General features: G+C 70.9%; 11 protein-coding genes. 5 read left to right on the top strand and 6 right to left on the bottom strand.

Annotated features, from left to right (window positions below; genetic code table 11):
• The first annotated feature begins 53 nt into the window (after positions 1 to 53).
• The gene (locus OV090_RS21650; RefSeq protein WP_267705939.1) at positions 54 to 683 is read left to right on the top strand and encodes a TetR/AcrR family transcriptional regulator; all 630 of its coding nucleotides are present in this window, start codon (positions 54 to 56) and stop codon (positions 681 to 683) included.
• Between the two features lie 3 nt (positions 684 to 686).
• Here OV090_RS21650 and OV090_RS21645 read toward each other — a convergent pair whose 3' ends face one another.
• Together OV090_RS21645 and OV090_RS21640 are read right to left on the bottom strand one after the other, a co-directional pair.
• Positions 687 to 1,532: an alpha/beta hydrolase gene (locus OV090_RS21645; RefSeq protein WP_267705938.1), complete on the bottom strand. Its 846-nt coding sequence runs from the start codon at positions 1,530 to 1,532 to the stop codon at positions 687 to 689.
• Positions 1,533 to 1,936: 404 nt separating this feature from the next.
• A complete protein-coding gene (locus OV090_RS21640; RefSeq protein ID WP_267705937.1) occupies positions 1,937 to 3,226 on the bottom strand; it encodes a homoserine dehydrogenase in 1,290 nt (429 codons plus the stop codon).
• 90 nt (positions 3,227 to 3,316) lie between these two features.
• Here OV090_RS21640 and OV090_RS21635 point away from each other — a divergent pair, with 90 nt between their 5' ends.
• Positions 3,317 to 4,654 carry a cytochrome P450 gene (locus OV090_RS21635; RefSeq protein WP_267705936.1) on the top strand — a complete coding sequence of 446 codons (1,338 nt, stop codon included), beginning with the start codon at positions 3,317 to 3,319 and terminating at the stop codon, positions 4,652 to 4,654.
• On the opposite strand, the gene OV090_RS21630 is transcribed toward OV090_RS21635, so the two are convergent.
• Positions 4,587 to 6,023, bottom strand: a complete 1,437-nt coding sequence (locus OV090_RS21630; protein ID WP_267705935.1) for an ATP-binding protein — start codon at positions 6,021 to 6,023, stop codon at positions 4,587 to 4,589. The genes OV090_RS21635 and OV090_RS21630 overlap by 68 nt on opposite strands.
• Before the next feature lie 105 nt (positions 6,024 to 6,128).
• On the opposite strand from OV090_RS21630, the gene OV090_RS21625 reads away from it, so the two are divergent.
• Positions 6,129 to 7,178, top strand: coding sequence for an NAD-dependent epimerase/dehydratase family protein (locus OV090_RS21625; protein WP_267705934.1), 1,050 nt, complete (start codon positions 6,129 to 6,131; stop codon positions 7,176 to 7,178).
• Between the two features lie 3 nt (positions 7,179 to 7,181).
• On the opposite strand, the gene OV090_RS21620 is transcribed toward OV090_RS21625, so the two are convergent.
• Positions 7,182 to 8,825 carry a hypothetical protein gene (locus OV090_RS21620; RefSeq protein ID WP_267705933.1) on the bottom strand — a complete coding sequence of 548 codons (1,644 nt, stop codon included), beginning with the start codon at positions 8,823 to 8,825 and terminating at the stop codon, positions 7,182 to 7,184.
• 252 nt (positions 8,826 to 9,077) lie between these two features.
• Here OV090_RS21620 and OV090_RS21615 point away from each other — a divergent pair, with 252 nt between their 5' ends.
• A complete protein-coding gene (locus OV090_RS21615) occupies positions 9,078 to 10,847 on the top strand; it encodes a glycosyl hydrolase family 28-related protein (RefSeq protein ID WP_267705932.1) in 1,770 nt (589 codons plus the stop codon).
• Between the two features lie 161 nt (positions 10,848 to 11,008).
• Here the strand turns inward: OV090_RS21615 and OV090_RS21610 are convergent, their stop codons facing one another.
• Entirely contained in the window at positions 11,009 to 12,064 is a 1,056-nt protein-coding gene (locus OV090_RS21610) for a VWA domain-containing protein (protein WP_267705931.1), read from the bottom strand.
• Positions 12,065 to 12,336: 272 nt separating this feature from the next.
• The gene (locus OV090_RS21605; RefSeq protein ID WP_267705930.1) at positions 12,337 to 12,507 is read right to left on the bottom strand and encodes a hypothetical protein; all 171 of its coding nucleotides are present in this window, start codon (positions 12,505 to 12,507) and stop codon (positions 12,337 to 12,339) included.
• 784 nt (positions 12,508 to 13,291) lie between these two features.
• On the opposite strand from OV090_RS21605, the gene OV090_RS21600 reads away from it, so the two are divergent.
• Complete coding sequence (locus tag OV090_RS21600) at positions 13,292 to 15,208, top strand: hypothetical protein (protein ID WP_267705929.1); 1,917 nt, start codon at positions 13,292 to 13,294, stop codon at positions 15,206 to 15,208.
• Positions 15,209 to 15,407: the final 199 nt, after the last annotated feature.

Here is a 15,407-nt window from a genome sequence, read left to right as displayed (position 1 = left end):
TGGCGCCGACCATGCCCCCGCGAGGTGGTTCGAGCGATGCGCCGCGCTCCTTCGTGGAGGAGGCTCGGCGCGCCCAGATCGTGCAATGCACGATCGAGATCATCGCCAGCATGGGCTACGCGCAGGCGTCGCTGGCGACGATCGCGGAGCGGGCGGGGATCAGCAAGGGCGTGATCTCCTATCACTTCGCCGGTAAGGACGAGCTGATCGCGCAGGTCTACACGTCGGTGATGACGAAGGTGACGCAGCGGGTGCTGCCGACAGTCGCGGCCGAGTCACGCGCGGCGGGCAAGCTGCGGGCGTACATCGAGGGCAGCATCGCGTTCATCGCCGGCCACGGGCAGGAGGCGGTGGCGCTGCTGGAGATCTGGAACGGCCTGCGCACGAGCACCGGGCAGCAAGTGCTCGACGCGCGCACGTACGAGCCGGGCTTCGAATTCTTGAAGGCGATCTTCCTGGAGGGGCAGGCGGCCGGGGAGTTTCGCCGGTTCTCGCCGCGGCCGATGGCGGTGGCGGTGCGCTCGGTGATCGACGGGGTGCTGATCCAGCGCGCGACGTACGGGGAGAAGGTCGACCTCGCCGAGGCGTCGCGCGAGGCGGTGGCGCTGTTCGAGGCGGCCACGCGCGCGACACCCGACGACACGGTGCGCTCGAAGGGCCCGGCCCGCCGCGCGCGGCGGTGAGAGTCATTCGTCGTCGTGGGCCTCGATGAAGTCGACGAGCGCGTCGCGGAAGCCGGGATCGATGAGTGTGGTGATGTGGCCGCGGCCGGGGATCACGGAGCTCACGAATTGCGGCAGCTCCCGGACCATGCGCACCGTCTTCGAGTACGGGCGGTCGAACTCGCCGTTGACCGCGAGCACGGGGAATTCGATGTCCGTGAGGTCGACGGGCGGCGGACCCCACTGGCCCCAGCCGACCGCCAGCGCCTCCATCGCGGCGTCGTCGAGCACCGGCGCGTCGATCTTGCCCTCCTCGATCATCTTCAGTAGCTCGATCTCCTCGGGATCGACGCCGACGGGGTCGAGGGCCTCGGCGGCGGTGCGCAGCGCTTCGTCCGCTTCGGCCACGCCGGTGCCGCACAGGCTGGCGGTGATGAACCGCTCCGGGGCGGCGTTCAGCAGCACCGCGGTGATGTTGCCGCCCATGGAGTAGCCGGCGATGTGGGCCCGGTCGATGTCGAGGTGGTCCATCAACTCGACGATGTCGGTGAGCATGCGCCCGCCGTAGGCGGCAGGGTCGTGCGGCTTGTCGCTGTCGCCGTGGCCGCGCTGATCGAGGAGGATGACGCGGTGATTCTCGGCCAGCGCCTGGGCGATGCCGGGCGCCTGCCAGGTCGCGTCCGCGGTGCTGGTGTAGCCGTGGAGGAGGACGACGGGGCTGCCGTCGCCGGGGTATTCGACGTAGTGCAGGTCGATGCCGTCGCTGGCGACGAACCGGGCGTCGACGGGCTCCGCGGGGGTTGCTGCGGAGGAATCAGCGCAGGCGGTGAGCGCAGCGAGGGCGAGGATGAGGGGAGTCGGTCTCGACAAGGGGTGTCTCCTATTGCCGGCAGTGCGCGTGAACGCGCTTGAATTGGCCGGTCGGTCAAAAAAATAATCGACGGGTCAAATGGGAGCAACGATTCGGCAGCGACCGGCACGCGATCGCGCGAACGCGGAGAGACCGGCGTGGGAGCGTCTCTGCGAGGGACAAGGCCGACGAGGCCGCCCGGGTGGTAGGGGCTAAAACATGGCTCTTGCGCCATGTGGCAGTGCAGGCGATCTCGGCGTCTTCACGCGGCGGGGGGACGGGCCTGCTTCGCGCGTCCGCGAGGTCCCGGCTCGGAGGTCAGGGGTACGGAGGGGCTCGGCCCTGACAGCCAAAGCTGGATGGCCGCGGAGGTCAGGCCTCTGTCACTGCGGCCGATGTTTCGACATGTCCTTGCGGACAGGTCTCAATCGGCGAGCAGGCGCAGGCGGGTGACCGGGAGGGCGGCTTCGACGAGGGCGGCGGCCAGCGGGCCGTCGGCGACGGGTTCGGTCAGCATCACCATCGCTGCCGAGCCGTCGTCGGAGGGGGTCTCCTGCGACATGCGGCGGATGCTGACGCCGTGGCGGCCGAGGCAGGCGGCGACCCGGCCGAGCACGCCGGGGACGTGCGGGGCGCGGAAGCGCAGGTAGTGGGCGCAGACGACGTCGGCCAGCGGGCGCAGGGCGATCGGCGCGGGGATGGCCGAAGGGACCTGTCCTGTGGGACCTGGCCGGGAGTACAGGCCGGCGAGCAGGTCGCGCGCGACCTCGAGGATGTCGGACACGACTGCGACTGCGGTCGGCATCATGCCGGCGCCGCGGCCGTAGTAGAGGCTGGGGCCGAGCGCGTCGGACTGCACGAGCACCGCGTTGAAGGCCCCCTGCACGCCGGCGAGGACGTGGCCGCGGGGGACGAGCGTGGGGTGGACGCGGAGGCCGACGCCGTGCTCGTCGCGCTGACCGATGGCGAGGCTTTTGATGATGAATCCGAGCTCGGCGGCGGCCCGGATGTCGAACGCGGTGATATGGGAGATCCCCTCGGTCGGGATCGTCGCCGGGTCGACCTGCACGCCGAACGCGACCAGGGCCAGCAGCGCCAGCTTGTGGGCGGCGTCGCCACCGCCGACGTCGAGCGTGGGATCGGCCTCGGCGTAGCCGGCCGCCTGGGCCCCCGCGAGCGCGTCGGCAAAGCCTGCGCCGGTGCGGGTCATGGCGTCGAGGATGTAGTTGGAGGTGCCGTTGACGATGCCGCACAGACCGGTGATCCGGTCGCTGGCGAGGCCCTCCCGCAAGCTGCGGAGCAGGGGGATCCCGCCGGCCACGCTGCCCTCGAAGACGACCGCCCGGCCGACCCGGGCGGCCTCGGCGAAGATCTCGGCGCCGCGCTCGGCGAGCACCGCCTTGTTGGCGGTGACGACGTGCTTGCCGGCCCGCAGCGCGGCCAAAATGTAGCTGCGCGCCGGTTCGACGCCGCCCATGAGCTCGACGACGATGGCGATCTCCGGGTCGCCGAGGACGGCCTCGATGTCGGTGGTCAGCAGCTCCGGCGCGACGTCGACGGCCCGCTCGCGCGCACGGTCGCGCACGAGGACGCGACGGATGCTAAGGGACACCCCGAGACGGGCCTCGATGCGCGCGCGGTGTTCCTCGAGCAGCCGCACCGTTCCCGCGCCGACGTTGCCGAGGCCGAGGATGCCGACGCCGAGGGCAGTCACGCGCCGACAGTACCAGACGGGCGGCGATTGTGCGACGCTGGCGCTGCGATGAACGCGCCCGTCGATGTCAGTGGAACGCCGTTCAGGACCATGCCCCGGGCGCCCGGCCTGCCGTGGCTGGGCAGCATGGTCGACATCGCCAGGAAGACCAACTTCGTCGGCATGACCGACCTGGTGCGCCGCTACGGAGCGCCGCTGTCGGTCCACTTCGGGAAGATCGTGGTGGTGCCGACGGTCCGGCCGGAGCACGCGCAGCACATCCTGGTGGAGAGCCGCGGGGCGTATCAAAAGCTGGCGGAGATCGACGGGCTGCGGCTGCTCGTCGGGCAAGGCTTGTTCTCGTCCGAAGGCGAGACGTGGACCAGCCAGCGGCGCCTGATGCAGCCGCACTTCACGCCGAAGGCGGTGCAGCGCTACGTCGGCGACATGCGCGGCGCGGTCGAGCAGATGCTGCAGCGCTGGTCGCACGAGACGGAGATCGAGGCGCTGTTCGAGTCGATGCGGATGGCGATGGACGTGATCGGCCGGACCATGTTCGGGGTGCCGGAGATCGGCGACGCCGGGCCGATCGGGCGCGCGATCGGGACGGCGCTCGACCTGGCCAGCCGGCGCCTGTTCGAGCTGTTCACGCCGCCGCTGTGGATCCCCACGCCGCAGAACCGCCGGTTCGTCGCGGCCAAGAAAGAGGTCGACGCGTTCATCTACGACCTCATCGGCAAGCGCCGCAAGGGCGCGTCGGGCTCGGAGCAGCGCGACCTGCTCGACGTGCTGCTCGCCGCCAGCGACGACGAGTCGGGCCGCCGCATGAGCGACGAGCAGCTGCGCGACGAGGTGATGACCGTGTTCATCGCCGGCCACGAGACGACCGCGGTGTCGCTGACGTGGGCGCTGACGCTGCTGGCCAGCCACCCCGAGGTGATGGCCCGCCTGCAGGCCGAGGTCGACGCGCTCGATCACGACGTACCTGGCCTCGAGGACATCCCGAAGCTGCCCTACACGCGTCAGGTGATCGACGAGACGCTGCGGCTCTACCCGGCGGTGTGGGCGATCCCCCGCACCGCGGCGCGCGACGACGTGCTCGGCGGCTACCCGATCGCCAAGGGCTCGATCATCACCGTGATGGTCCACGAGCTGCACCGCCAGCCCGACGTGTGGCCCGACCCCAACCGCTTCGACCCCGACCGGTTCGCGCCCGGCGCGGCGCAGGCGCGCCAGAAGACGGCGTACATGCCCTTCGGGGCAGGTCATCGCATTTGCATCGGCATCCACTTCGCCCTGCTCGAGCTGGTGATCGCGCTGGCGGCGGTGGCCCGGCGCTACAGCTGGCGCTTGCTGACGCCGGAGGTGCCGAGCGTCGGGGTCAGCACGCTGCGGCCGGCGCGGCCCGTTCGGATCGCGCTGGAGGCTCGGCGGGCAGCCGGACCGTGAAGACGCTGCCGCGGCCGAACTCGGAGCGGACGCCGATGCTGCCGCCCATCATCTCGACGAGGTGCTTGCACAGGGCGAGGCCGAGGCCGGTGCCCTCGTAGCGGCGCCGCGGCGACGAGTCGACCTGCGTGAAGGGCTCGAAGATCCGCCGGTGGTCGCCCTCGCGGATGCCGATGCCGGTGTCCTCCACCGCGAACACGACGAAGCGGGCCGGGCCGACCTCCTCGCCGCGCACGTGGACGGTGACGTGGCCGCGCGCGGTGAACTTGAGGGCGTTGCCGACCAGGTTGATGAGGACCTGACGCAGCCGGCCGCGGTCGAGCATGGCGTGGAGCGGGGCCGGCGGGGCGCGGACCTCGAGCACGTTGCCGCGCGTGCGCGCGAGCGGCTGCAGCGCCTCGGTGACCTCGCGCGCGACGTCCTCGGGGGCGAACTGCTCGCGTCGGAGGTCGAGCTTGGTCGCCTCGACGCGCGAGAGGTCGAGGACGTCGTCGATGAGCCCGAGCAGGTGCTGGCTGGCGCCGACGATCTTGACGAGGTCGTCGCGCATGTCCGGCAGGCCCTGGGCGTCGGCGTCCTCGACCAGCATCTCGGCGTAGCCGATCACTGCGTTGAGCGGGGTGCGCAGCTCGTGGCTCATCGTCGCCATGAAGGCCGACTTGGCGCTGTTGGCCGCGACGGCCTGCTGGGCGAGGATCCGCGCGCGCTCGATCTCGAGATCGGCGTGCTCGAGCTGGGCCGCGGCCGCCTCGGCGCGGGCGATCGCCTCGTCCTTGGCGAGGTCGGCCAGGTGGCTGAGGCCGTGCACCGCGAGGATCGTCATCGCCCCGTAGATCGCGGTGGTGGTGGCGTAGCGGTCGGGGTCGTGGAACTGCGGCAGGACGTCGGTGAAGTGGTCGGCGAAGAACAGCGCGCACACGCCGACCAGGCAGATCGCGCCCCACAGGTGACCCGCGCGGCGGCCCGCCATCTGCGCCGCGAGGAAGGGCACGATGGCGAGCAAGATCCAGTAGGGCGAGGCGAAGGCGCCGGTGGTCGAGACGGCGTAGAGGGTGCCGGCGAACACGCAGGCGGTGATCCAGTGGCCCGCAGCCACGGGCGTGCCGCGCCGGCGCAGCAGCCACGGGCCCACGAGGGTGAGCGCGAGGGTGCCGACATCGGCGGCCAGCGAGGTGATGCGGCCGATGCCCGAGGTCGTGCCGGCGATGACGGGCACGGTGAGCGCGCAGGCGAGGACGACCAACCAGGCGGTGCCCTCGATGAGGAGGGCCCTGCGACGCATCTCGTGGTCTTCCAGCAGCGCGGGCGGCAAACCGCGCTCGAGCAGGGCGATCAGCCGGCGCGACCAAGTTGGCTGGCGCTTTGCCATCCGGGGCCGAGAGCATAACGCAGCGGTTGTCGGGGTGCGACGTGGGCCACGTCGCGAGGCCGGTGCGCTTTACAGGGCGCGGTCGCCGTGGTCTCGTTGCGCGCCATGACGACCCCTCAGAGCAGTGTTCCGACGCCTCCCAACGGCAAGACCCTGGTGACAGGCGCCAGCGGCCACGTCGGTGCGAGCCTTGTGCGACATCTGCTGGCCGCGGGCGAGGATGTGCGAGTGCTCGTGCATCCTCGGCACAACAATCGGGGAATTGAGGGTCTGCAGGTGGAGCGCATCGAGGGCGACCTGCTCGACGCCGACGCGGTGGCTCGCGCGGTCAAGGGCTGCACCCGCGTGTATCACACCGCGGCCAAGGTCTCGGTGCTGAGCCCGACCGAGCCGCAGATGCGCGACCTGTGGAAGATCAACGTGATCGGCACGCGCAACGTCCTGCGGGCGGCGCAGCGGGCCGGGGTGGCGCGAGTGGTCCACACCAGCTCGTTCTCGACGATCGGCTTCGACCCCGACGACCCGCAGAGGCCGTGCAACGAGGACATGCCGTTCTATCCGTTCGTCGAGTGGATGCCCTACTCGCGCACGAAGGTGCTGGCCGAGCACGAGGTGCTGCAGGCGTGCGCCGACGGGCTCGACGTGGTGATCGCGGTGTCGACGGGGGTGGTCGGGCCGTACGACTATCTGCCGTCGCGCACGGGCAAGGCGATGATCGACTTCTCGCGCGGCAAGCTGCGGGCGATCATCCCCGGCGGCTACGAGGCGGTGACGACCGAGGACCTGGCGCGCGGGCACGTGCTGGCGATGGAGCGCGGGCGCACCGGTCAGCGCTACATCTTCAGCACCCGCTACGTGACGATGGACGAGATGGTGGCGCTGTTCGCCGAGCAGATCGGGACCGACCGGCGGCCGATCGCCCTGTCGCCGCGCGTGATGTCGGCGGTGGCGCGCACCATCTCCAAGCCGATGGCCAAGCTGTTCCCCAACGTGCCGCAGCACCTCACGCCCGGCGCGGTGTTCGTGCTGACGATGCAGCGCCGCGCCGACACCACGCGCGCGCAGCAGGAGCTCGGCTTTCAGCCCGGCGACCTGCCGGCGGCCGTGCGCGCGTGGTACCGCTTCTTCGTCGACGAGGGGATGATCGCCCGCTGACGCTCAGTGGGTGTGGGCCTCGAACTGCAGCTCGAACACCGCCTTGGTCTCTTTGGGCAGCGAGGTGTGGAGCTTCCAGCCGACCGAGGCCTTGGCGAGGCAAGCTTCGATCTTGCCGATCGAGAGGGTCGACCAGTTGACGCGGGCGAGGGTGGCCTTGCCGGTCGCGTCGAAGTGGACCTGGAACTGCATGATGCCGGCGAGCTCGGGGTCCTTGACCAGCGCCTGTTCGTAGCAGGCGCGCCACGGGCCCGACCGCTTGCGCGCGTACTGCTTCAGCTCGATCTTGTCGAGGCCGGCGTCGCCGGTGATCGTCGGGCCGTCGATGTGGAGCCGGGCGATGAGTCGGTTCGCGGCGCGCTCTTCCTTGGTCGGCGGCGGCAGGCCCTGCGAGGCGGTCAAGGTGACCTGAGAGACAGGTCCCTTCTTCGGCTCGGGCTTGTCGGGGTGCAGGCCGCCGCCGCGCTCGGTCTCGGCGAGCTCGAGGCCGCCGAAGTGCTTGCTCGTGCGCGGCGGACCACCGGTGGCCTGGGCCCACCAGGCGTCGTCGGTGGCGTTCTTGTAGGCGCGCTGGCCGTCCTTCATGTTGACGGTGTAGTCCTCGACCGCGTTGACGAAGCCGGGGTCGCCGAGGGCTCCGGCGACGCGGTCGTAGTCGAACCGGCGATCGAAGCGCGAGCCGACGTTGGCCTTGCTCGGGCGGCGGGCGAACGCTGCCGGTGACGACGGGGCGACCAGGCCGCTGGCTTCGTCGACTGCGAAGCCGACGGGCGGCGGCTCGGGCTCGGGCGCGGGCTCCGGCGGGCGCGCGGGTTTTTCGACCGGGCGTGCCGCGGCGACTCGCGGGGTCGTGACGGGCGGAGGCTGCGGGGTCTGCTCGCTCTTCGGCGGCGCCGGCGTGATGTAGCGGGCGGCCAGCTCGATCTGCGCCTCGTGGTCGAGCTCGATCGTGGCGACCGGCGAGTGATCGATCCACCACACCCAGCCGCCGACCAGCAGCGCCGCGCCGATGTGACTGAGCCAGGTGAGGCGGTCGAAGTCGAGCGGATTGTGTGGCGCGTCGGCGGGCGCGACCTGGGAGATCTCGAAGGCCAGCGCGCCGAGCTCCACGACGGCCCTGGCGCCCGCGGGCAGGGCGAGCGAGCGCCGGCCCTGCGCGGCCGCCTCGGCGAGGTCGATCGGGCTGTCGCCGTCGATCGTGCCGCGCACCCCGGGCGGGAGGCCGAGTACGAAGCCCTGCTCGAGGGCGATGATCAGCGGCACGCCCTCGGCCGGGGCGCCGGGGACCGCGACCGTGAAGTCGGTCCCGGGCGCCTCGCCGATGGTGTAGCGGGCGCGGGTGCGGTCTCGCCAGCGGACCAGGCCGACGACCAGCGGGAGCAGGCCGGCGGCGATCAGGAAGGCGCCGAGGCCGGCGCCGACGCCCCCACCGGGACAGGGCGGCAGCTCGCATTGCGCCGCGGCCTCGACCTGGGCCAGGCCGTGCAGGGCGAGGGCGAAGCCGAGCAGCAGGAGGGTCGCGCCGCCGCCGAGGAAGGCGGCCGGGGACACTGCCGGCGGCTCGCTCCAGCGGACGTGCTGCACGTCGACGACCCGGCCGCGATAACGGGCGACCACCTCGGCGACGGCTGGTACGACAGGGGTCACGCTGGGACGGCTCACGCAGCAGGGTGTCACGATCGAGGACGGGGAAAGTTCCCGCGCCTGTGAGATCGACGACAATGGGTGGGCGCGTGAAACCGGCCGCTGTTCGCTGGGGTCGCGCGGCCGCGGTCGGCCGGCCCGCGGGAGATGTCCGTAAGAGCATGTCCGATCGGGCATCCGCGGACGGAGAGGTCGTGAGGCAGCGACGATCGCCCTGCGTATTGTTGAGGCCGCTGGTCGGGCAAGCTGGGGATCATGCGCAGATTCGTGGGTGCGTCGCTGGTGTGGCTCGTGGCGTGTGGTGGCGGGGACGGCAGCACTGGCGCGACTACGTCGACTGCCGAGGGGCCGAGCACGGGCGCGGGCACCGAGGCGACGAGCACCACGACCGGCGGGGCGACGAGCGAGTCACCGACCGACACGGGCGAGGCGACGAGCACCACGACATCGCCGACGTCGACGACCACGAGCACGACCGACGCGAGCAGCACGACCGGGGAGCCGGTGGTGGGCTGGCGCAGCGAGCTCTATCCCGAGGACTGGACGCCCGAGTTCAGCGGGCCGGACGGGCGCTTCCTCCACGACTTCTCGTACGCGGGCTATCGCCTGGCCACGGCGGCGCCGGGCAGCGAGCTGCCGGCGCTGACGATCGACGCGGTGCGCGACCACGGGGCCGACGCGACGGGCATGAGCGACGCCACCGCGGCGCTGCAGGCCGCGCTCGACGCCGCGGCCGAGGCCGGCGGGGCGGTCGTGCGGCTGCCGGCGGGGCTCTATCGGGTCGACGGGCGGCTCACCGTGAAGGCCTCGAACACCGTGATCGCCGGCGTCGGGGCCGAGCAGAGCCGGCTGTGGTTCACTGCCTTTTCGGACATGTCCTTTGAGGCACATTTGACCTTCGCCGGCGCGCCGCAGCTCGGGGCCGACGTCGCCCTGGCCGAGGACGGCCAGGTGCGCGCGCGGACGATCACCGTGGCCGACGCCAGCGGCCTGAAGGTCGGCGACGAGATCGCCATCGGCTGGCAGATCTCCCCGGCCTTCGTCACCGAGCACGAGATGAACGGCACCTGGATGGTCTTCAACGACTCCTGGCAGCCGTTCTTCTGGCGCACCGTCACCGCGGTCGACCCGGGCAGCGGCGCGGTCGAGATCGACGTGCCGCTGCGCTATCCGGCGCTGGTGCGCGACCAGGCCAGCGTGCGGCCGGTGACCGGGTTGCTCCGCGAGGTGGCGCTGATGGACGTCGGGGTCGCCAACGCGGTCGGCTGGGAGGACGCGTGGTCGCAGGACCAGGTGTACGCGGTGGCGATGCTCGGGGTGCGCGACGCGTGGGTGACGGGCGTGAAGTCGTTCGTGTCGCCGGGCGCGCCGGGCGAGGGCAAGGGCGCCGGGCGCCACCTGCAGTCGGGCGGGCTGACGATCCAGCGCAGCGCGCGAGTGACCGTCGCCGACAGCACGCTCGAGCTGGCGCAGCACCGCGGCGACGGCGGCAACGGCTACCTGTTCGAGGTGATGCAGAGCGGCGAGGTGCTGGTGCGCGACTGCGTGGCGCGGGCGGGGCGGCACAACTTCGTGCAGAACTGGGGCTTCGGCGCGACCGGGATCGTGTGGCTGCGGGTCCACTCGTCGGAGGGCAAGGCGGTGGCGCTGATGGGCAGCGAGTTCGGGACGGTGGGGCTGTCGGAGTTCCACCACTCGCTGGCGACGGCCAACCTGCTCGACCAGAGCGTGGTCGACGACGGCTGGGGCGCGGTCAACCGCCTGGCGTGGTCGAGCGGCGCCGGGCACAGCGCGACGCAGTCGGCCGTGTGGAACGCGAGCGGCAAGGGCGTGGTGCGCTCGCGCCAGTTCGGCCACGGCTACGTGATCGGGGTCGGGCCGCAGCTCACGGTCGAGACCAGCCTGGAGTCGCCCGACGCCGCCGGGACCGCGCCCGAGGACTGGGTCGAGGGCCCCGGCCAGGTCGGCGTGCTCGACCCGCCGTCGCTGTACGAGGACCAGCTCGCGCGCCGCCTCGGCGGCTGAGTGTCGGATATCAAGATGTCCGAAAGGACATCTCGGCGCGAGGTCGGGCGTGCGTGCGTCTATGTCTGGAAAGACATGCCCGTTCGCACATGCGCGAACGGGCATGTTTTTTTAAAGACATGCCCGTTCGGGAGGGTGCGGCGGTCAGGCCGCAAAGCGGCTCAGTTGGCGGAGGCGGAGGCGGAGGCGGAGGCCTTGACCTTCACCTTGCCGCTGCCGCCGCTGTCGCCCTGGATCTTGCCGGTGTCGACCACTTCGCCGGTCTTGAGCGGGAACACGGGCGGGGTGTTGGGGTCGCAGTCGGGCGGGGGGCCGAAGCCGTCGGCGTTGAAGTCCCACTCGAGGTCGCCGGAGCCCTTGGGGTTCTTGCTGTTGGCGACGATGCGGACGGTGTGGGTGCCCTTGCGCGCCGGGGTGCAGTACGACAGCAGGTAGAAGCGCTTGGTGTGGCGCTCGATGCGGTCGGCGACCTTCTCGAAGGCGGTCTTGACGCCGGCCTGCTCGGTCGCGAGCTCGGTGCCGTCACGGCCGATGTCGCCGAGGCCGGCCTTCTTGATCTCGGCGCCGACGCCGATCGCGTAGATCTCGTAGTCCTTGTACTGCTCCTTGAGCAGCTCCTGCTTCATGTCCTCGCGGCTGAAGCGGGCGGCGCGGTCGGTGCCGTCGGTGAACACGACGAGGGTGCCGAACTTGAGCGGCTTCTTCTCCTTGTCGAGCGACTTCTTGAGCTCCTTGAGGCCCTCCATGACCGCGCCGTGCAGGTTGGTCGAGGGGTCCTTGGGCTTGTAGGTGCGGAGGCCATCGAGGCCGCCGGACACGGCGCCCTCCGACTCGGTGAAGGGCGTCACCGAGTGCAGCTCCTTCTCACCGTCGAACGCGTAGACGCCGACCTTCTGGGTCTTGCCGACGCGGTCGGTGAACAGCTGGGCGGCGTCGACGAGTTGGTCAGCCGAGCCCGACTCCGACACCGAGCCGGACACGTCGAGCAGCAGCATGGTGTACATGACCGCGGCGACCTCGGGGTTCTGAATGACCTGCTTGCTCTCGTAGGTCGAGACCAGGTCGCCGTCTTCGTAGATCTGGAAGTCCTCGGCCTGGAGGCCGGCGACCGGCTCCTCGTTCTGTTCGACGGTGAAGAACACCCACACGTTGTTGGGCTTCTTCTGCGCCGAGTTCAGGCGAGTGAGGGTCAGCGAGGTGCAGGCGACGAACGGCACGGACAGCGCAGCGCAAAGAGCGATGCTGCGACCGATCCGCCGCGAATCGAAAAGTCGGGAGAAGGCGCGGCGAATGCGCATGGTGAGGGGCGTGACGGGCGGCACGGCCCCAATTCCTCCGACCGACCGCCGCTTGTCAATCGTCCAGGCACCCCCCGCGGCGACTTACAGTGCTTTTGTGGCAATTTCGCGCCGCCGCTGGGCGCGCCTTGGAATTCACGCGCCGGGCTCGCGAGGCGAGCCTGGTCCGCAGGACCTGCCCCCAAGGCCAGCTAGGACCAGAAGCACGGGTGCTCTTCGAACTCCTCCAAGTTGTCGCCGCCCCACGGAGAGAAGCTGGGCGCGACCGTAAACGGGGCGTCATCCGCGGCGGTCATCCCCAGCGGGAGGTTCGGGTGCTCCCGATGGTCGGGGGATTGATGGGTCTCGTTGTGATCACGCATGGCTTCCTCTGTCGGAACGGGTGAGGCACCGTGACCCCCTGCATGATGTGCCCACGGCGAGAAGCAATCGCGCTGCGGGCGCCGCGCATAATTTTGAAAATGGCGCCGCAAACGGGTCGTAGCTACGTTGGCGGCGGCTGCGGCGGCTGCGCAAAAAGCGCCGTCCAACGACTGCGCAAGACGCGGCATCTAGAGCGAGCGGTTTCGCGCGGGGCGGACGCCACGCCGGTGACTGCTTCGGAGGGTCCTGCTCGAGGGGCGGGACGTGGGGCCTCGAGGATCGCGGGTTCGTCGTCGTGTCGAGGCGCTGCGGGGACGGAGGTGCGGGGGCTGTCGACGGCGGCCGGGTCGCTGAGGCCACGTCTTGGCGGACCTCCGCGTGCGGGCGGGGCGTGTCGGAGCGCTGCCGGCCGGCTGGGTGTGGGGGTGGCGATCGAGTAATGCATGGAGGCGATATTCGTCGCAGTCGCGGTGTCGACGAATGAGCGCAGCGTAGACCAGGCGGGCTCGGCTCGCCAGCCAACTGCGGTTGGTGATCGGTGCTGGACTTGCCAACTGCAGTTGGGAATCGATGGAGGTACCAAGCGGAGTTGCGTCGGCGACTCACGTCAGTGCGGGGCTGGATTCGTGCGCGGCGGCTTGTGGCGGTGATTGAGCGCGTGCTAGACCTGCGATGAATCGACGGACCGCCCGTACTCGTGGCGCGCGTCGAACGTGGCGGGCCGGCTGTTTTGCCGGGCTCGGCGAGTGCGCCTTATCGCCTTTGGCGTCCGGGAGGTTGATCGTGTCCATCTATCTGCGCTTTTCCCTGTTCTCTGCCTGCATCCTCGGCTGTCTTCCGCAGGGTGTCGCGCAAGGCGACGCTGCCGAGACCGACAGCGACACCGACACCAGCGGCGACGGCGAGTCGACGAGCGCGCCGGCCGAGGACGACGCCGCGAGCACCTCCGGGGAGTTGCCAGACCCGGTGATGACCGTCACCGGTTCGGCGGACGAGGGCTTGCCGGACGCGCCGGTCCTCTCGCTGGGCTTCTCGGCGATCAAGCAGTTCGACTTCACGTGGTCGCCGAGCGCCGGAGCTCGCCATTATCAGTTGATCGAGCAGGGCGGCGAGACTGGCGAGGTCGTGCTGGCCGACGAGCTCCTGGGCACTTCGCTGTCGCTGGCGATGCCGCTGCACCTCCAGGCGGGGGCGAGCTACGTGGTGCGGGCCTGCAACGAAATCGGCTGCTCCGACTCGGAGGCGGTCCGCGTGACGTCGGCGATGGTCGCGGCGGTCGGCTACCTCAAGGCGAGCAACCCCGACAAGAACGATTACTTCGGTCAGAGCGTGGCGCTCTCGGCCGACGGCGAGACGCTGGTGGTCGGGGCGTCGCTCGAGTCGAGCTGCGCGTCTGCGGTCAACGGCGACGCGTCCGACAACGGCTGCAAGGAGGCGGGCGCGGCCTACGTGTTCGTGCGAGCGGGGCAGACGTGGACGCAGCAGGCGTACCTCAAGCCGTTCAACCCGGGGCCGCAGGACCAGTTCGGCGGCGTGGTGGCGATCTCCGGCGACGGCGAGGTGGTGGCGATCGGCGCCTGGGACGAGGACAGCGGGGCCTTCGGCATCGACGGCGACGCCGGCGACGAGAGCGCGCCCACGTCCGGGGCCGTCTACGTGTTCGCGCGCAACGGCAACAGCTGGTCGCAGCAGGCGTACGTCAAGCCGTCGAACACCAAGCCGGATGCGTGGTTCGGCGCGAGCCTGGCGTTGTCGACCGACGGCGACGTCCTGGCGGTGGGCGCTCCGGGCGAGAGCAGCAGCGGGACCGGGGTCGACGGCTTCCAGACGGACTCGGCGGCGCCGGTGTCGGGCGCAGTGTACGTGTTCGCCCGCGGCGAGGACGGTTGGTCGCAGCGCGAGTTCGTGAAGGCGTCGAACGCCGAGACGGAGGACGGGTTCGGGTCCTCGGTGGCGCTCGCGGGCGATGGCCGCACTCTGGTGGTCGGCGCGCCGGGCGAGGACAGCGGCGTCGCAGGCGAGGACGACTCCCCGCACGATAACGCGGCCCCGTGGAGCGGCGCGGCGTACGTGTTCACGGCGGACGGCGACGGGGAGTGGTCGCAGCGCGCGTACCTCAAGGCGTGGAACGCGAACGCCAGCGACTTCTTCGGCGGGGTCGTGTCGATCTCGCAGGACGGGCAGACGATCGCGGTCAGCGCCGACAGGGAAGGCAGCGCGGCGACCGGCATCGACGGCGACGAGACCGACAACAGCGTGCCCGAGGCGGGGGCGGTGTACCTGTTCGCGCGCGCCGGTGGGTCCTGGGTGCGCGAGGCGTACGTCAAGGCGCCCGACACCGAGCCGGACCGCTTCGGAACGAGCCTGGCGCTGTCTGCCGATGGCTCGACGCTGGCGGTCGGTGCCCCGAGCGAGGACGGGACGGACGTGGGAGTCGGCGGCGATCCATCCAACAACTCGCGCAAGGACTCGGGGGCGGTGTTCGTGTACCGCCGCGCGCCGGGATCGTGGCAGCTGCAGAGCTACGTCAAGTCGCCCAACTCGGACGAGAAAGATCGCTTCGGGGTGGCGCTGGCGCTGTCCGGAGACGGGACGACCCTGGCCGTGGGCACCTCCGACGAAGCGAGCCTGGCGACGGGCGTGGGCGGGGACCAGAGCAACAACTACGGCCCGCGCACGGGGGCGGTGTACCTGTATTGACGGGAGAGTTGCGGGGGGCCGAGCTGGGCCCTGCGGGCTCGTCCACCGCGTCATGTCGCCGCTGCGCCTGGGTGGTCGGCTTCGACGGGACGAGATCGTCGCCTCGTGGGCCTGGCAGTGACTCCGCGTGAAGTACGCCGCGCGGCGGGGAGGAACTGCGGGACGGGGAGGACCTGTGGGGCGGGGAGGAACTACGCGG

The sequence above is a fragment of the Nannocystis sp. RBIL2 genome (assembly GCF_026626745.1).
In the GTDB taxonomy this organism is placed as follows: Bacteria; Myxococcota_A; Polyangia; order Nannocystales; family Nannocystaceae; genus Nannocystis.
Note: the sequence above shows the minus strand (reverse complement) of the source record. Positions and strands in the feature narration are given on the sequence as shown.